The sequence below is a fragment of the Mesorhizobium sp. WSM4848 genome (assembly GCF_055811375.1).
Window position 1 is genome coordinate 186,603 of record NZ_JBVVPX010000003.1, and the last position, 16,943, is coordinate 203,545.

Consider the following 16,943-nt stretch of genomic DNA (forward strand, 5'->3'; position numbering starts at 1 on the left):
GCGCTTCGCCATGCCTGGATTCAGGCTCGGCTGACACCGATGCCTGATCGGTTCGGCGGCTGGCGCATGTCGCGAACGATGCCCATGGCAATGGCCAGCAATATGCCTAGAGCAAAACCGGCGAAAGCTCCCAGGCCTGCAGTCAGAGGGGTGCGGGGCGGCCACGAGCGCCTCGGTGGCGGCACGGCGGTGGAAATCACCTGCACGTTCGTGGTGTCGATCTGCTCGCGCTCGGTGATTTGGCGCGCGCGAGCCAGGAAGCTTTCATAGACCGCCCTTCTCGAGGCGGCGTCGCGTTCAAGCGCACGCAGGGCGACCCGGGACTCGCTGTCGGTGAAAACGTTGTTCTTCAGATCGTTCATCTTGGAGGTGAGATAAGCCAAAGAGGCGTTGGCCTTGTCCAGGTTGGCTCTTGCCGTGCCGACCGTGCGGGAGAACTCTACCCTGAGTTGAGAACTGACGGTTTCGAATTCTGTCCTGAGCCGGACGATCGTCGGGTGGCGCGGACCAAAGGTCATGGACTGAGAATCGATTTGCTGCCGCAAGCTATTTGCCTTGTCGCGCAATGCTGAGAGTGCTGCCCAAACCGCGGGGTCAGGATTGGCCCCATTGACACCGGAAGCAACCAAGGCGTCGTAACTTGCCTGCGCCGCGATGACGCGCGATTGCGCCTCTCCAATTTCGCTATTGAGCTGCGTCATCGTCTGCGAACTGACAAGCTGGCCATTGCTGGCCGACAAATCGTGGCTGCGCCTGTAGCTCTCGACCTTCTCTTCAGCTGCCTGCACGTCGCGCTTGAGTTGGCCGAGCTGGCCCTCAAGAGCAACTGCGGTACGGCCAGCGCCAGCAGCATCGGCTTTGGCCAGTTCTTCCTGGAAAGCCTTTACTATGGCTTGCGAGATCAGGATCGCCTTGCCGGAGGTTTCGGCCGATACGCCGAGGGTTGTGACGAACGACGTTTCATCTGCAGCGACGCTGACCCGCTCCGCCAGGCTTTTTTGGGCGATTAGCTTCGGATCGGACTTGCCGCCACTCGCTGCAGCACCAGAGGTGGAAGCGGTCTGGTTCGGGTCGAAAAACTCCGAATCGTTGGCCAGACCGAGTTCGTCCACCACACGTGCAAGCACGTTGCCGGAGGTCAAGATGCGCTGCTTGCTGCGCGCGTTCAGTATTTGGCTGTCGACCTGGCCCGGTTGCGAGTAGACATCGTTTTCCACAACCTGCAAATTGGCAGGATTGATGAGGATTTCCGTCGTAACGGTGTAACGCTGTTTGCTCAGCAACCCATAGGCGGCACCGATGACGCCGCCGGCCGCTGCCAGCATCAATGCCCAGGCGAGCCCGGCACGCAGCCAGACAAACAGGCGTCGAAAATCGAGCTTGAGGAAATCGCCGATCTTGTCGAGCGTCACCGTTGGGACACGCTCGGGCGTGGGCGGAGTGACAGGGGCGGAGGTGCGTGCCATGACTGGAGCATCCTGTTGCAGCCTTGCCCTGCTGGCGCGCCGCGCATTGGCGGTCCGCTCGAGTGCGCTGATACCGGAATCCGCTGCAGGGGGAGGGGTTGTGCCGGAAGCGGTGGACATGGCGCTAACTCTGGTTATTCGCTACGCGGACCAGCACTACAGAAAGTTCGTTGACGTGTCATTTTCCAAGTTGGCATATTTTGCCGAGTCACGCACCGCGTCCGTTGTACGTGGTCGTCGACTATACGGCCGACGGTAGCTCATTCTACGGGAAACTGCATCTCGGCACCTGCTATGTTTCTGCTGCAGGGCGACGAAATTGGAATATTCAAGGGCTTTGATACCGCTCACAGTGCCGATTGCGTCTGAGATGGAACGACCCGCCAGACCTTGTTGCCGACATCGTCCGCCACCAGCAGGGCGCCGCGCCGGTCTATCGCCACGCCCACAGGACGGCCAAAAGCCTTGTCGTCCTCGCTCAGGAAGCCGGTGAGGATGTCCTGAGGCGGGCCTGAGGGCCTACCGCCGGCAAACGGCACGAAAATCACCTTGTAGCCGCTGTGCGGCCTGCGGTTCCACGAGCCATGCTGCCCGACGAAAGCGCCATTCCTGTATTGAGGACCGAACAGGTCGCCCGTGTTGAAGGTCAGTCCCAATGAAGCCGTGTGCGCCCCGAGCGCATAGTCCGGCTTGATCGCCTGGGCGACGAGGTCGGGCCGCTGCGGCTCGACCCGATCGTCGACATGCTGGCCAAAATAGCTGTAAGGCCAGCCATAGAAGCCGCCATCCTTCACCGAAGTCATGTAGTCCGGCACCAGGTCGCTGCCGATCTCGTCGCGCTCGTTGACGACGACCCAGAGTTCACCGCTTTCCGGGTGCCACGACAGGCCGTTCGGATTGCGCAGGCCGGAGGCGAAGAGACGCGTCTGTTTCGAGGCGAGATCGATCTCCAGAACGGCGGCGCGGTTCTGCTCTTCCTCCAGGCCGTTCTCGCCGACATTGGAATTGGATCCGACCGTCGCATAGAGCATCGTGCCGTCCTGCGAGGCGGTCACGTCCTTGGTCCAGTGGTGGTTCCTTCCGGCGGGCAGGTCGACGATCTTCTCCGCTGGTGCGGTGATCTCGGTCGCACCCTCCTGGTAGGGAAAGGCCACAATTGCATTGGCGTTGGCGACGTAGAGCTTGCCGTTGAGCAGGGTCATGCCGAATGGCGAGAACAGCCCGGTGAGAAAGGCGGTTTTGGTTTCCGCCACCCCGTCGCCGTCCTGATCGCGCAGCAGCGAGATGCGATTGGCGCTAGGCGTCCCCGCGCCGGCCTGACCCTGGAAGAAATCGACGAAGAAGCGGCGTATGCTGAAGCCCTCCTCCGGCCTGGGCGGCGCATTGCTCTCGGCCACCAGCACGTCGCCGTTTGGCAGCACATACAGCCAGCGCGGATGGTCGAGCCCGCCGGCAAACTCGTTGACTGCAAGTCCCTGGGCCGCTGTCGGCTTGGTCCCCTGCGGCCACGGCACGGCCTTGGCGACATGGACGGTCGGCAGCCAGGTCGGCTTGGGCTCCGGCAGGGTCGGGTTGGGGCCATAGGTCTCCGCGATCGGAACGGTCGCCTCTTCGCGCGACAGGAAGAAGATCGCTCCTCCGGCGATTACAAAAACAATGATCAGCATGAGAACGGCGGTAACCAAGTTTTTCACCAGAACCTCGAAAAAGTCGAAAGAATCCAAACGCACTTATCGCGTTGCGGTTGCGGACGGAGCGGCCGATCGGGAGAAGGAGGCCGCAAGCGCGCGGACGTCGTCGTCCGTCAGACCCTTCGCGGCATTGGCCATGAGATGGCCGAAGCGCGTTCCGCCCCGCTTTCCCGCCCTTTGGGCCGGAAGTGGCCGGAGCTAATGGCGCCGCAGAGGCTACGGACCCTTCGTCGACAGCAATCCCTTGATCATAGTTTCTGTGACCAGAAATCCTTGTGGCCGGTTACGATCTCTTCTTCGAGTTCAGGGAATGGGCCACGGATTGCTACATGGCGCCCTCCGGCGGCGAACACCTGATGACAACTCAGATCGAGGGTCAGATTCTGCGGGTTGTCTCCGGTCAGCTCGGCCAGCCGCCTTTCGCTGAGTCCGTAGACGACGGTGCCGATGCCAGCCCAGTAACAGGCCCCGGCGCACATGCAGCACGGCTCGACCGAGGTCACCAGCGTGCATCGCTCGAGAAAGGTCGGGTCGTACTGTTGCGCGGCCGCCCGGGCCACGTTTGCCTCTGCGTGGCCAACGCCGCGATCCCGCGCGTAGGTGTTGCCCGACGAAAGCAGCACGTCGCCTTCCGGCCCGACCAGGAGCGCCCCGAAAGGATGATTGCCACCGGCCCGGCTCTCGGTGGCGATCTCCACGGCGAGACGTAGATATTCGGTATCGCTTCTCATGGCCGCCTCCTTGGGATGCCCGTTCGTAACTGCACGCGTAAAGGCCCTTCGCCTGGTTTCTATGGTCTTGGAGCGCTTGGCAGCTGTCCAGTCATGGGCATTAAATTCATGGGCATTAAAGTCATGGGCATCAAATTCATGGCTGCGCAACCTGGCATGGATGTCGGTCGCTTTGTTCTCAACTGCCTCCGTCCGGGCGGTCGTTTTCCTCGCGATACAGTCGCTCGGTGGCCCGATCGCTTTCTCTGCGCTCTGCAGGCCCACGGCGTCGCCACGTAAGGAGTGCGTAGGCGAGCAGGATTGCCAGCAGCAGCGGGCCGCCAGCAACGACGATCAACCACATACTGTTCTCGAACATGGAACATCTCCTTCCCTCGTTTCCGAGCAGGAGCGAAACCGTTGCTGCCGGTGCAGGGTTGGACACCGCAGTGCAGCTCTCTTCGCCGAATCACCTGTGCGTCGCCATTCAACCTGCTAACGCGGGCAACCTGCTGAGCGCGGGCAACTGCTGAGCCCGGGCGGTTTATTCCTTCAGAAAGGCAGCTTGTACCCAGCCGGCTGTTGCACTCGGCAAGCGGTGGTGGAAGAATGGACTTCCCTCGGAAACGTTCCATTGTGCGAGCCATTCGCTGGCTGACTTCCAGGCGTTCACGATATCTGTCTCGACCCCTAACATCCGGTCGCAGACGCACTACGTGTAATAGGGAACCACAAAGGCTTTCCGACAGTTGAATGAAGAGGCGACAGCAACCAGACCGGCCGGGGCGAGGAATACCATGCGCGAGAACCACTCCGACGTCTTCGATCTGTTTTCGGAGATTTATACGAATGCGGCGCAGGAGGAGATAAGCATCCAGCAATATCTCCTTGCCTGCCGCGAGGATAAATCGATGTACGCCTCGGCGCCCGAGCGGATGGTCGAGGCGATCGGCGAGCCCACCCTGATCGACACCAGCATGGATGAGCGGCTTGGCCGCATTTTCTCGAACAGGACAATCAAGGTTTATCCCACCTTCTCCGAGTTTTATGGCATGGAGGACACGATCGAGCGCATAGCCGGCTATTTCCGCTATGCTTCTCAAGGGCTCGAGGAGCGCAAGCAGATCCTCTATCTGCTTGGCCCTGTCGGCGGTGGCAAATCCTCGCTCGCCGAACGGCTGAAGAAGCTGATGGAGGAGCGTCCGATCTATACGCTGAAGGTCGGCGACCAGATCAGCCCGGTTTTCGAATCGCCGCTCGGGCTTTTCAATCCTGACCGCATGGGCGACCTTTTGGAGGACAAATACGGCATCGCGCGGCGCCGGCTGAACGGCCTTATCTCGCCATGGGCGGCCAAGCGCCTCGACGAACTGTCCGGCGACATCTCCAAGTTCAGCGTCGTCAAGCTGATGCCTTCGCGGCTACGCCAGATCGGCATCGCCAAGACCGAGCCAGGTGATGAGAACAACCAGGACGTTTCGGCCCTGGTCGGCAAGGTCGACATAAGGCAGCTCGAGCATTTCAGCCAATCCGATCCGGACGCCTATTCCTACAGCGGCGGCCTTAACCGGACGACGCAGGGGCTGCTCGAGTTCGTCGAGATGTTCAAAGCGCCGATCAAGGTCCTCCATCCGTTGCTGACCGCTACCCAGGAAGGCAGCTATAACGGTACGGAAAACTTCGGATCTTTCCCGTATCAGGGCATCGTCGTAGCCCATTCCAACGAATCGGAATGGCTGCAGTTCAAGAACAACAAGAACAACGAGGCGTTCCTCGACCGTATCCTAGTGGTCAAGGTGCCGTATTGCCTGCGGGTCACCGAAGAAAGGCAGATCTACGAGAAGCTGCTGCGCGAAAGCGAATTGGCCTCCAGTTCCTGCGCGCCGGAGGTTCTCGACATTCTCAGCCGGTTCACCGTCTCGACCCGTCTGGCCGAGCACGACAATTCGCCGCTCTACACGAAGATGCGGGTTTATGACGGCGAGAACCTCAAGGACATAGATCCCAAGGCGAAGTCGGTTCAGGAATACCGCGATGCCGCCGGGGTCGATGAAGGCATGAACGGCGTCAGCACGCGCTTTGCCTTCAAGATCCTGTCGCAGACCTTCAACTACGACACCAAGGAAGTGGCCGCCGATCCCGTGCATCTGATGTACATTCTGGAGGAGGCGATCAAGCGCGAGCAATTTCCCAAGGAAACGGAAGCCGCCTATCTCGACTTCATAAAATCGGAATTGGCCACGCGTTATGCCGAGTTCATCGGCCATGAAATTCAGAAAGCCTATCTGGAATCCTACAGTGAATACGGGCAAAACTTGTTCGATCGCTACATCGCCTATGCCGATGCCTGGATCGAGGACCAGGACTACAAAGACCCCGATACCGGCCAGATCCTCAATCGCGAGGTGCTGGACAACGAACTGTCGCAAGTCGAAAAGCCGGCCGGCATCGCCAACCCCAAGGACTTCCGCAACGAGGTCGTGAAGTTCACGTTGCGCGCCCGGGCGAGGAACCATGGCCGCAACCCGTCCTGGACAAGCTATGAAAAGCTGCGCGAAGTCATCGAGAAGCGGATGTTCGGCCAGGTCGAGGATCTGCTCCCGGTGATCAGCTTCGGCTCCAAGCAGGACAGCGTAACGGAGAAGCGGCATACTGAGTTCGTGCATCGGATGGTCGGACGCGGTTACACCGAACGTCAGGTCCGCCGGCTGGTGGACTGGTACATGCGGGTGAACAAGGCGGGCTGAGTCCGGCCAGGATGGTTCCATGCCGATCTTTGTCGATCGCCGACTGAACCCAAAGGACAAGAGCCTCGGCAACCGCCAGCGCTTCCTGAAGCGTGCGCGCGAAGAGCTGAAGCGAAGCATCCGGGATCGGATCCGTACCGGCAAGATCGCCGATGTCGACAGCGAGCACGCCGTCTCGATCCCGGCGAGGGGCACAAGCGAGCCGAGCTTCAGCGATGCGAAGGACAGCGGCAGGCGGCAGCACATCCTGCCGGGCAACAAGCATTTCGCCCCGGGCGACCGGGTCCCCAAGCCCGGTCAGGGCGGCGGCGGCTCGTCTCCCGGGAAAACGGTTTCGGAGGACGATTTTCGTTTCGTGCTCTCGCGCGAGGAGGTGCTCGACCTCTTTTTCGAGGATCTCGAACTTCCCGACATGGTCAAGCTCAACCTCAAGGAGATACTTTCCTTCAAACCGCGCCGCGCCGGATTCGCCGCGACTGGTTCGCCGACCAACATCAATGTCGGGCGCACGATGCGAAACAGCCATGGTCGCCGGATTGCGCTCAGGCGCCCCAAGCAGGGGGAGCTTGATGCGATTGCGGAGCAACTCGCAATCCTGGAGGCAGAGCCGCAGAGCACGGCGCCGGCACGCCAGCGCATTGCAGCGTTGCGGGAAGAGTTTGAGCGACTTGAGCGCCGCCGCAAGCGGATCGCCTATGTCGATCCCGTCGACATCCGCTTCAACCGTTTCGACGCCCAGCCCGTGCCGAACGCCAATGCGGTCATGTTCTGTCTCATGGACGTATCCGGCTCGATGGGCGAACGCGAGAAGGATTTGGCCAAGCGCTTCTTCGTGCTGCTGCACCTGTTCCTGAAACGGCGCTACGACCGCACCGAAATCGTATTCATCCGCCATACGCACGAGGCGCAGGAGGTGGACGAGGAAACCTTCTTCTACAACACGCAAAGCGGCGGTACGGTCGTTTCCACCGCACTTGAGGAAATGCACCGCATCATCGCGCAGCGCTATCCCAGCAAAGAGTGGAACATCTATGCCGCCCAGGCGTCGGACGGCGACAATTTCGTCACCGATTCCGAGCGCTGCATCGGCCTGATGGACCGCCAGATCATGCGCCTGTGCCAGTATTTCGCCTATGTCGAGATCATCGACGAACGCGAGAGCCATATTTTCGGCAGCACAGACAATGGGACTTCGCTCTGGCGCGCCTACAGCGTTGTCAACCAGAGATGGCCGAATTTCCAGATGAGCCGTATCGCCAACGCAGCCGACATCTATCCGGTTTTTCGCCAGCTCTTTGCCAGGCAGCCGGTCTTGCAGAAAAGCGCTTGAGGGGAGCCGATGGCAAACCAGACCAGCATATCCGGCCAGATCAGCAAATCCGGCCAGACCAGCAAGTCGGGCCAAACCAGCAAATCAGGCCAAACCAGCAAATCAGGTTTGCTCTTTTCGGGGTCCGACTGGGATTTCAAGACACTGTCGCACGCCTACGAAGCGATCGAGGCGATCGCCATCGAAGAGCTTCACCTCGACATCTATCCGGTGCAGATGGAGATCATCTCGTCCCAGCAGATGCTCGACGCCTATTCCTCGGTCGGCATGCCGCTGATGTATCGCCACTGGTCCTTCGGCAAGCATTTTCTCTACCAGGAATTGCTCTATCGCAAAGGCGGGCGGGGGCTCGCCTATGAGTTGGTGATCAATTCCAATCCTTGCATCGTCTACCTGATGGAGGAAAACACCATGGCCCTGCAGGCTCTGGTGACAGCTCATGCGGCGCTTGGCCATAATCATTTTTTCAAGAACAACCATCTGTTCCGGCAATGGACGGACGCCAGCGCGATCCTGAGCTATCTGGACTTTGCCAAGGGTTACATTGCCCGTTGCGAGGAGCGGCACGGCGTCGCTGCGGTGGAGGCGATCATCGATGCGGCCCACGCGCTGATGGAACAGGGGGTGTTCAGATATCGCCGGCCGCCAAAACTGTCGTCGGAGCGGCAGCGTGAAGGCGTTCGTGAGCGCCTGGAGTACGAAGAGCGTTCTTACAACGATCTGTGGCGCACACTGCCGCGGTCGAAGGGCGGAGACAATGTTGGGGAAAGGAATTCCAACATCGCGGAGCGAAAGAAAACGCTCAAGCTGCCCGAGGAGAACCTGCTTTACTTCCTGGAAAAAAACAGCCTGGTCCTGGAACCCTGGCAGCGTGAAATCGTCAGGATCGTCCGCGTCGTCGCGCAATATTTTTATCCGCAGCGGCAAACCCAGGTGATGAACGAAGGCTGCGCCACCTTCGTGCACTACACACTCATGAACATGCTGTTCGATCGTGGCCTGATCAGCGAGGGCGCGATGCTAGAAATCCTGCGCAACCATTCGAACGTGATCTTTCAGCCGGGCTTCGACGACCCGCGGTTTTCCGGCATCAATCCTTATGCGTTGGGCCTCGACATGATGCAGGACATCCAGCGCATATCGACCGAGCCGACCGCCGAGGATCGTGACTGGTTCCCCGATATCGCCGGCAACGGCAATTGGCGCGAAACCCTGCTCGACGCGTGGGCGAACCATCGCGACGAATCTTTCATCCGCCAGTATCTGAGTCCCGCCCTGATGCGGAAATGGCGGTTCTTCATCCTCGCCGACGCCGCCAGCGAGCCGCATTACGAAGTCGCGTCGATACACAATGAGCGTGGCTACGAAAAGATACGCGCCGGGCTCGCCCAGAGCTACGACATCGGCGCGAGCCGGCCGGATATCCAGGTGGTGGATGTGGATCTGCTCGGCGACCGACAGTTGCGATTGGAGCACAAGGTGAAGAACGGCATCATGCTGGAGGAGGCCAGTCGCGACGCCACCCTGCGCCATATCCGGACCCTGTGGGGCTATGAGGTCAGCCTGGCGGCGATCGACGCGCAAACCGGCGGGACGCTCAACGAACGATCGACCAGCCAAATCGGGGAATGACCAAAACCGGAATGCCAAAACCGGAATGGCCGGCGACGGCGTCGTTCTACAGCCGGGTTTCCACGCTTGGGTCCAATGCTCTGGGGTCCAATGCTCCGGGGTCCAATGCTCTGGCCGTCGGACCGGGGAAGGTCGGTTCCGTAGGAATCTCCGGTGGTATATCGGGAGGAATTTCGACGGGTTGCCTTTCGGGGCTGGGAACGGGATCAGGCGACGGCGGAGGAACGCCCGGAGGCTCACCAGGCGGAGTCTCCGGCGGAGCAGGCGGCCGGGCAGGCCCGGGGTTGGGATTATCCGGTATCGGCACGGGATTGTTCGGATCTGGATCAGGATCAGTCATTGGACAAGGCTCCGAAGTTTGCTTCACGTCTCGTCGACGCCGATGTCTTCCAGCTCAATAGCTCCTGCGCTTGGGAGTAACGCAAACCGTGACTCGTTACACCCAGCCCATGCTACTTGTTCGTCCGCATCTTTTGCCTTGGATTGATCCCGCCAAGGGCGTTCGTGTCGTTCTCGACATCGCCTTCAATGGTGTTTTCGCCTTCGAGCAAGAGTTCGTCGCCTTCCTTGATCGTGCCCTTCGAGGTCCCGATACCGGGATTGTTCCTCAGATCGGCGTCGCTCGGCTTTTTCCACTTTGGATGTTTGGTTCCGCTCATGGCACAACTCCTTCGAAAAGGGTCCTGCTCTAGAAACAGCAGGGCCTGATGAATGTTCCGCCGAAACTCACCTTGACGCGACCCTGTCCGAGAGGCGGCTAAAGCGCGCCGCATTTGACCGGCCTCACGCGACGCGCTTTAGGTTGTTGTTTATGCATGTCGTTATCGCAAAACCGCTGCACACTTTTGCGCGACATGCATTAGAGCCCGAACGGATAGGTGTCGGGAACGCCGGTTCCGACATGCTCCGGCCCAAGCGGCGTCACCGCGACGGTTTCGTCAAACCAGACGAACGCGTCAAACTGCTGGGAAAGAGAGGCATCCGCGTAATGGCTGCGCAGTTCGGTTTCCGGCCGATAGATCACGCCGATGAAGCGCTCCAAGCGACGCTCCAGAAGCCGCTCGCGCAGCGTATCGTCGCGTTTGATATCGAGCAGGAAACGCGAGACGCCGCTATCATGGCAAAGCCGCTCGTAGCTGTCGTTGTGGGAAGGCCGCACCCGCTTGATCTCCATCTCGCTGTCCCAGTCGGAGGCCGCGGCGACTGTCCCGGAATGCGTGCTGAGCCCGATCAAGGCTGCCTCGTCGCCGAAGCGCTGGCGGCAGAGCTGGCCGATATTCACTTCGTCCCTGACAATCCCCATTTCGGTGTAGCGGGCGTCGCCGATATGGGAATTATGCGCCCACACGACCGCCTTGGCGTTGGACCCGCGAGCTTCCAGCAGATGCTCGAGCGTCTCGAACATATGGGTGTCGCGTAAATTCCAGGACTGTGCGCCGCCATAGTACATGATCCGGTAGTAGCGTTCGGCGGAAGCGATCAGCCGGGCATTCTGGGCCGCATCCAGGTAATCGACGCCGTCCTGCTGGGCATAGTCGAGCTGCCTGGCAAGCAGCTCGCGGCATTGTTCGAGCACGGCCTGCTCGCATTTCTCATACCCGGAGGTGAGCGCGACACGGCCGTAGGTGGATGGTTCATTTTGCCAAGGCGTCAGGCAGCCATAGCGTTCACGCGCGATCTTTGCTGCCTGCGGATCGACCCGGTCGAGATATTGCAGAACCGCGGCGATCGATCCGCTCATATTGTAGATGTCGAGGCCATAGAACCCCGCCAGTCGGGACGACAGCCTGATGCGCTCATCGTGTTGTCGCATCCATTCGACGAACGCGGCAACGTCGGTGTTGCGCCACATCCAGGTGGGAAACCGCCGGAACGGCAGATCGGCATTGGCGCGTGGCGGCCGGTGGCGGACGTAGCGATCGATTGTCGCCGCATCGGGCCAGTCGGCCTCGACCGCGACGATGGTGAAGCCGTGCTTCTCGATGAGCCTGCGGGTGATCGCGGCGCGGGCCCGGTAGAACTCCGACGTGCCGTGGCTCGCTTCACCGAGCAGCACCACGCGCCGGTCGCCAAACCGGTCGAACAATTCGCCGAATGCCGGATCGTCGAAGCCCGGCAGCGGTTTGGCCGCCGCGGCGATCATCTCCGGCAGGCTGCGCGTGCGTGCGCGTCCGGACGGACGATCATTCGCGATACGGTTGCCGCTCTCAGGCCAGCCCTGCTCGCCGATGAGAGGGACAAACCGCACGCCGCCAAAATCCTCCTCGCTGTAAGTTGCAGCGCCGGTTCGGGTGACCTTGAGGAGGCGCTGATCATGCGGCTCGTCGCCGACCGGGATGACGAGCCTGCCACCGACGTCGAGCTGTTCCTGAAGCGCAAGCGGCGCACCGGGTCCGCCGGCTGCGACCAGAATGGCGTCGAAGGGCGCTGCGTCCGGCCAGCCTTTAGTGCCATCGCCGGTGCGGACTTCGATATTGTCATAGCCAAGCTCTTCGAACCGCTGTCTCGCCGTTTCTGCCAACCCGGCGTGGCGTTCGATCGTGTAAATGTGTTCAACGATCCGGCTCATCACGGCAGCCGCGTAGCCGGAGCCGGTGCCAACCTCCAGGACATGGTCGCCCGATCCGATTTCTGCCATCTCGATCATCAAGGCGACGATATAGGGCTGCGATATCGTCTGACCCTCGGCGATCGGCAACGGCCCATCCTCGTAGGCGAATTCTTCAAAGCCGGGAGCGACGAATGCCTCGCGCGGAACCTCGCGCATCGCTTCCAGCACCTCGCGGTGCTGGATGCCACGTCGGCTGAGATGGACTTCGACCATTCGGTTGCGTGCGTGGGAAAGATCGAGCATCTTTTTGCTCCTCTTGCGAGCTGACGGGTCCGCGCCAATCGTGGCCAACGGCTCCTCGGCGACAATCCATTGATCGGCGTGCGCTCGGCAGCGCTTGATGTCATTTTCGGCGGCTCGTCTCCTTAATCGTTGGCGAGCTTCCAGGTTCCTGCAAAAGAGCGATTGGCGGGCACAACAGCGGCTCCAGCCGAACTTATTTCCGTGAAAATCCTTTCTCCAGGGCGATGTCACTCCAGATATCGACGGGCGAACGCATTCCGGAGACGTTTCGATGAACGATGAGGCTCAGAAAACTGCGACTACAACAGGTCTTTATCAGGTCGATCTCATGGACCGCTATTGGCGGGCCGCGAACTACATTTCGGTTGGCCAGATCTATCTGATGGACAATCCGCTGCTGCGCGAGCCGCTGAAAGCCGAACACGTCAAGCCTCGGCTGCTCGGCCATTGGGGCACGACGCCTGGCCTCAACTTCATCTACGTCCACCTGAACCGCGTCATCCGTCAACGCGGTCTCGACGTTCTGTTTATCTGCGGCCCGGGTCATGGCGGCCCGGCGATGGTGGCGAACACCTGGCTCGAGGGCAGCTACAGCGAAATCTATCCCGAAATCGGCCAGGGCGAAGACGGGTTGAGGAAACTTTTTCGGCAATTCTCCTTCCCCGGCGGAGTGCCGAGCCACGCTGCTCCGGAAACGCCCGGCTCGATCCATGAAGGCGGAGAACTGGGATATGCGCTGGTCCATGCTTTCGGCGCGGCCTTCGACAATCCCGATCTGGTGGTCGCCTGCGTCGTCGGCGACGGCGAAGCGGAAACCGGTCCTCTCGCGGCGGCATGGCACTCCAACAAGTTCCTCAACCCGGCATCCGACGGCGCTGTCCTGCCGATCCTGCATCTCAACGGCTACAAGATCGCCAACCCGACGATCCTTGCCCGCATGGATGACGTGGAATTGCGAGCCCTGTTCGCCGGCTATGGCTACGAACCTTTTTTCGTCGAAGGTCACGAGCCGATTCTCATGCATCGGTTGATGGCCACGAAGCTGGACACCGCGCTCGACAGAATCCGCTCAATCCAGAAGCGCGCCCGTACGCCGTTCTGGCAAGGAGAGCGTCCGCTGTGGCCGATGATCGTGCTGCGCAGCCCGAAGGGGTGGACGGGACCGAAGGAGGTCGACGGCAAGAAGGTCGAAGATTTCTGGCGCTCGCATCAAGTGCCGGTGTCGAACGCCCGCGGCAACGAAGGACACCGCAAGATCCTCGAAGACTGGATGCGGAGCTACGAACCGGAAAAGCTGTTCGACGACAGCGGGCATCTTCTTCCAGAGCTGGCGGCGCTTGCGCCAACCGGGCCCAAGCGCATGGGCTCAACCCCCTATGCCAATGGCGGATGGCTGAAACGCGACCTCGTGCTTCCCGATTGGAGAAACCTGGCGCTCGATGTGCCGCGTCCGGGTGGCGCCAAGGCCGAGGCGACGCGGATTCTCGGAAGCTATCTCCGCGACGTCATGCGCCTGAATGCGGATGCCAGGAATTTCCGGCTGATGGGGCCGGATGAGACATCCTCCAACCGCCTTGACGACGTCTTCGAGGTCACAAACCGGGTCTGGATGCAGCGGATCGAGCCCTATGACGTCCACCTCTCCCGTGACGGCCGCGTCATGGAAGTGCTCAGCGAGCATCTTTGCCAGGGTTGGCTGGAGGGCTACCTGCTGACCGGCCGCCATGGGCTGTTCTCATGCTACGAGGCGTTCATCCACATCGTCGATTCCATGGTCAACCAGCATGCCAAATGGCTGAAGACATCCCGTGAGCTTGCCTGGCGCAAGCCGATCGCCTCACTCAATTACCTGCTGACCTCACATGTCTGGCGGCAGGATCACAACGGCTTCAGCCATCAGGATCCGGGCTTTGCCGATTTCGTCGCCAACAAGAAGGCCGATACGGTCAGGCTCTATTTCCCGCCGGATGCCAACACGCTGCTGTGGATCACCGAGCATTGCCTGAAAACCTACAACCGCATCAACGTCATCACCGCCGGCAAGCAGCCAGCGCCGCAATGGCTGTCCGTCGAAGACGCAGAAGCGCACTGCAGGGCGGGCGCGGGGGCCTGGGAATGGGCTGGGACGGTTGCCAAGGGCGAGGACCCGGATGTGGTCATGGCCTGCGCCGGCGACGTGCCGACACTGGAGACGCTCGCTGCCACCGACATTTTGCGTTCGGCGCTTCCGGACCTGAAGGTTCGCGTCGTCAACGTGGTCGACCTGATGACGCTGCAGTCGAATTCAAAACATCCGCATGGTCTCGCCGATGAGGATTTCGACGCACTGTTCACGAAAACCAAGCCGGTCATCTTCGCCTATCACGGCTATCCCTATCTCATCCACCGCCTGACCTACCGACGCGCCAACCATGACAACATGCATGTGCACGGCTTTCGCGAGGAAGGCACCACCACAACGCCGTTCGACATGGTCGTACTCAATGAACTTGACCGTTTTCACCTGGCGCTCGCCGCGATCAAACACGTACCGGGGCTCGCCGAACGTGCGAAAGACCTTGCCGCCGAACTTCAAGCGAAGCTCGTGGAACATAAGGCCTATGTTCGCGAGCACGGCGAAGACATGCCCGAGATTCAGAACTGGAACTGGCCCGAAAACAGCGCGACGAAGGCTGGCGATTGATGCGACAGGCAATTCTTGCACTGAACGCCGGCTCCTCCAGCATCAAGTTCGGACTATACGACCTTGAGCCCTCCGCCGAGCTGCAACTCGTCTCGCGTGGCACGCTGGATCTAGGAGATGCGCCGAGGCTCAGCGCGAAAGCGGCCGACGGAACAGTGCAGTGTGATCGGCGGCTTGCCGGAGACGCACGCGATACGGGCATCGGCGATTTGCTCCGCTGGATCGAGAGCGAACTTGGTGGCAGGAAACTGGTCTCCGCCGGTCACCGCATCGTGCATGGCGGGCGCGAGTTCGTCGAACCCGTCCGCCTGACGCCGGTCGTGATCGAGGCCTTGGACAGGCTGACGCCGCTTGCGCCGCTGCACCAGCCCCGCAGTCTCGCGCCGATCCGCACCCTTGCCGCGCTGCGGCCGGATCTGCCGCAGGTCGGCTGCTTCGACACAGCCTTCCATCAGACGATCGATTCGACCGTGAGCCGCTTCGCGCTGCCGCGCAAATACGATGCGGACGGAATCCGCCGTTACGGGTTTCATGGTCTTTCCTACGAGTACATCGCCGGGCGGCTCAAGGCGATGTCGCCCGCACTTGCAGCGAAGCGGACGATCGTCGCCCACCTCGGCAACGGGGCGAGCCTGTGCGCCATGCGCGACGGGAGAAGCTTCGACACGACGATGGGCTTTTCGGCGCTCGACGGGCTGGTCATGGGCACGCGTTGCGGCGCCATCGATCCGGGCGTGCTTTTGTACTTCGTCCTGGAAAGAGGCATCGCTGGAGAGGCTCTGCAGCATATGCTCTATGAGGAATCCGGACTGCTTGGAATATCCGGCATCTCGGGCGACATGCGCACGCTGGAAGCGAGCGACAACCCGCACGCCCGCGAAGCGGTAGAGCTTTTTGCCTTCAGGGCGGCACGGGAAGCTGCCGCGCTCGCCAATACGTTGGGCGGCCTCGAATGTCTGGTGTTCACCGCCGGCATCGGCGAGCGCTCGGCGCCGGTCCGCAAAGCAATATGCGAAAGGCTTCATTGGCTTGGCGTGGCGATCGACGAGCCATCCAATGCCTCTCATGCCTCGATTATAAGCCAACCGGACAGCAAGGTCGAAATACGCGTCGTCGCGACCGACGAGGAAAGCATCATTGCACGCCACACGCGCATGCAGCGGAATGCTTGATAACGCATCAACGCTGCGGTTTTCCAAAGGCAAGGAACCCTGCGCGTCCGCGACCGTTCCCCTGTCTCTGATATCAGAAGGAGAGATCCAATGGCCGAAACCGCTAACACCGCCGGCGCCTCAAAGGCGGCAAACGACGCCCAGGAGGCGATGAGGAAACAGATCGCCGAGCTTCGTCGCGAAATCACCAAAATAAATCGGACCCTTTCCGACCGCGCAGAAGAGGCACAGGGCTGGTACGAGAGCGCCGCCGAACGGGCCTCACGCGCAGCCCGGCAATTGCGTAGCCAGGCACACACCGTGACTGAAACCGTCCAGCAGAATCCAGGCACAATCTCTTCGGCGATGATGCTTGGCGGCGTGCTCGGTGTTCTCTTGGGAACAGTGATTGCAAAGAGCTCCGAGCCTGAACGGCGGTGGTTCTAGAGCATTTTGCAGCCAAACGTCTTCGTTTGGCGTCCGACAAAATGCGTAAAACAAGGAGTTAGAGCGCGGTTTTGGGTCCACGAAAACGCAAAGCGCTCTAGGGACAGATCACCACCTTGCGATGCCCAGCCTAGTGGTCAAAATCTGACACTTGGTACCGGAGCCGTAGGGCCGCTCAGGGTGGAATGTTGCCATTCGTCTCGTCGACCGGAACGAGCAGGTAGCGCCATCT

At 60.8% G+C, this 16,943-nt stretch carries 12 protein-coding genes; 6 read left to right on the forward strand and 6 right to left on the reverse strand.

What is annotated here, in order from left to right; translation table 11 throughout:
* Positions 1 to 20: 20 nt before the first annotated feature.
* The 4 genes from AC0L16_RS05020 to AC0L16_RS05035 form a co-directional block, all read right to left on the reverse strand.
* Positions 21 to 1,466 carry a GumC family protein gene (locus AC0L16_RS05020; RefSeq protein ID WP_473619363.1) on the reverse strand — a complete coding sequence of 482 codons (1,446 nt, stop codon included), beginning with the start codon at positions 1,464 to 1,466 and terminating at the stop codon, positions 21 to 23.
* 347 nt (positions 1,467 to 1,813) lie between these two features.
* Entirely contained in the window at positions 1,814 to 3,133 is a 1,320-nt protein-coding gene (locus AC0L16_RS05025) for a PQQ-dependent sugar dehydrogenase (protein WP_473619452.1), read from the reverse strand.
* A 272-nt stretch (positions 3,134 to 3,405) separates the two neighbouring features.
* Positions 3,406 to 3,888: a nucleoside deaminase gene (locus AC0L16_RS05030; RefSeq protein WP_473619365.1), complete on the reverse strand. Its 483-nt coding sequence runs from the start codon at positions 3,886 to 3,888 to the stop codon at positions 3,406 to 3,408.
* 178 nt (positions 3,889 to 4,066) lie between these two features.
* Positions 4,067 to 4,246 carry a hypothetical protein gene (locus tag AC0L16_RS05035; protein WP_473619366.1) on the reverse strand — a complete coding sequence of 60 codons (180 nt, stop codon included), beginning with the start codon at positions 4,244 to 4,246 and terminating at the stop codon, positions 4,067 to 4,069.
* Positions 4,247 to 4,664: 418 nt separating this feature from the next.
* On the opposite strand from AC0L16_RS05035, the gene AC0L16_RS05040 reads away from it, so the two are divergent.
* Genes AC0L16_RS05040 through AC0L16_RS05050 form a run of 3 tightly spaced genes read left to right on the forward strand, consistent with a single transcriptional unit; the run spans position 4,665 to position 9,576 of the window.
* Entirely contained in the window at positions 4,665 to 6,614 is a 1,950-nt protein-coding gene (locus AC0L16_RS05040) for a PrkA family serine protein kinase (protein WP_473619367.1), read from the forward strand.
* Between the two features lie 19 nt (positions 6,615 to 6,633).
* The gene (locus tag AC0L16_RS05045; protein ID WP_473619369.1) at positions 6,634 to 7,944 is read left to right on the forward strand and encodes a YeaH/YhbH family protein; all 1,311 of its coding nucleotides are present in this window, start codon (positions 6,634 to 6,636) and stop codon (positions 7,942 to 7,944) included.
* A 9-nt stretch (positions 7,945 to 7,953) separates the two neighbouring features.
* Positions 7,954 to 9,576: a SpoVR family protein gene (locus tag AC0L16_RS05050; RefSeq protein ID WP_473619370.1), complete on the forward strand. Its 1,623-nt coding sequence runs from the start codon at positions 7,954 to 7,956 to the stop codon at positions 9,574 to 9,576.
* 452 nt (positions 9,577 to 10,028) lie between these two features.
* Here AC0L16_RS05050 and AC0L16_RS05055 read toward each other — a convergent pair whose 3' ends face one another.
* Together AC0L16_RS05055 and AC0L16_RS05060 are read right to left on the reverse strand one after the other, a co-directional pair.
* Positions 10,029 to 10,235: a hypothetical protein gene (locus AC0L16_RS05055; protein ID WP_029350518.1), complete on the reverse strand. Its 207-nt coding sequence runs from the start codon at positions 10,233 to 10,235 to the stop codon at positions 10,029 to 10,031.
* Positions 10,236 to 10,435: 200 nt separating this feature from the next.
* Positions 10,436 to 12,430 (reverse strand): protein-L-isoaspartate(D-aspartate) O-methyltransferase, encoded by a 1,995-nt coding sequence (locus AC0L16_RS05060; RefSeq protein WP_473619371.1) that lies wholly within the window; start codon positions 12,428 to 12,430, stop codon positions 10,436 to 10,438.
* Positions 12,431 to 12,701: 271 nt separating this feature from the next.
* Here AC0L16_RS05060 and AC0L16_RS05065 point away from each other — a divergent pair, with 271 nt between their 5' ends.
* The 3 genes from AC0L16_RS05065 (at position 12,702) to AC0L16_RS05075 (ending at position 16,711) form a co-directional block, all read left to right on the forward strand.
* Complete coding sequence (locus AC0L16_RS05065) at positions 12,702 to 15,113, forward strand: phosphoketolase family protein (protein WP_473619373.1); 2,412 nt, start codon at positions 12,702 to 12,704, stop codon at positions 15,111 to 15,113.
* Positions 15,113 to 16,285: an acetate/propionate family kinase gene (locus AC0L16_RS05070; RefSeq protein WP_473619374.1), complete on the forward strand. Its 1,173-nt coding sequence runs from the start codon at positions 15,113 to 15,115 to the stop codon at positions 16,283 to 16,285. The genes AC0L16_RS05065 and AC0L16_RS05070 overlap by 1 nt, the downstream gene beginning before the upstream one ends.
* 90 nt (positions 16,286 to 16,375) lie before the next feature.
* Positions 16,376 to 16,711 (forward strand): hypothetical protein, encoded by a 336-nt coding sequence (locus AC0L16_RS05075; protein WP_473619375.1) that lies wholly within the window; start codon positions 16,376 to 16,378, stop codon positions 16,709 to 16,711.
* Positions 16,712 to 16,943: the final 232 nt, after the last annotated feature.

What these genes read in the sequence shown, in the direction of transcription:
- AC0L16_RS05060 (WP_473619371.1), bottom strand. Translation starts at nt 12,430, where the DNA reads ATGCTCGATCTTTCCCACGCACGCAACCGAATGGTCGAAGTCCATCTC.
- AC0L16_RS05030 (WP_473619365.1), bottom strand. Translation starts at nt 3,888, where the DNA reads ATGAGAAGCGATACCGAATATCTACGTCTCGCCGTGGAGATCGCCACC.
- AC0L16_RS05040 (WP_473619367.1), top strand. Translation starts at nt 4,665, where the DNA reads ATGCGCGAGAACCACTCCGACGTCTTCGATCTGTTTTCGGAGATTTAT.
- AC0L16_RS05070 (WP_473619374.1), top strand. Translation starts at nt 15,113, where the DNA reads ATGCGACAGGCAATTCTTGCACTGAACGCCGGCTCCTCCAGCATCAAG.
- AC0L16_RS05025 (WP_473619452.1), bottom strand. Translation starts at nt 3,133, where the DNA reads ATGCTGATCATTGTTTTTGTAATCGCCGGAGGAGCGATCTTCTTCCTG.
- AC0L16_RS05050 (WP_473619370.1), top strand. Translation starts at nt 7,954, where the DNA reads ATGGCAAACCAGACCAGCATATCCGGCCAGATCAGCAAATCCGGCCAG.
- AC0L16_RS05045 (WP_473619369.1), top strand. Translation starts at nt 6,634, where the DNA reads ATGCCGATCTTTGTCGATCGCCGACTGAACCCAAAGGACAAGAGCCTC.
- AC0L16_RS05065 (WP_473619373.1), top strand. Translation starts at nt 12,702, where the DNA reads ATGAACGATGAGGCTCAGAAAACTGCGACTACAACAGGTCTTTATCAG.
- AC0L16_RS05055 (WP_029350518.1), bottom strand. Translation starts at nt 10,235, where the DNA reads ATGAGCGGAACCAAACATCCAAAGTGGAAAAAGCCGAGCGACGCCGAT.
- AC0L16_RS05075 (WP_473619375.1), top strand. Translation starts at nt 16,376, where the DNA reads ATGGCCGAAACCGCTAACACCGCCGGCGCCTCAAAGGCGGCAAACGAC.
- AC0L16_RS05020 (WP_473619363.1), bottom strand. Translation starts at nt 1,466, where the DNA reads ATGGCACGCACCTCCGCCCCTGTCACTCCGCCCACGCCCGAGCGTGTC.
- AC0L16_RS05035 (WP_473619366.1), bottom strand. Translation starts at nt 4,246, where the DNA reads ATGTTCGAGAACAGTATGTGGTTGATCGTCGTTGCTGGCGGCCCGCTG.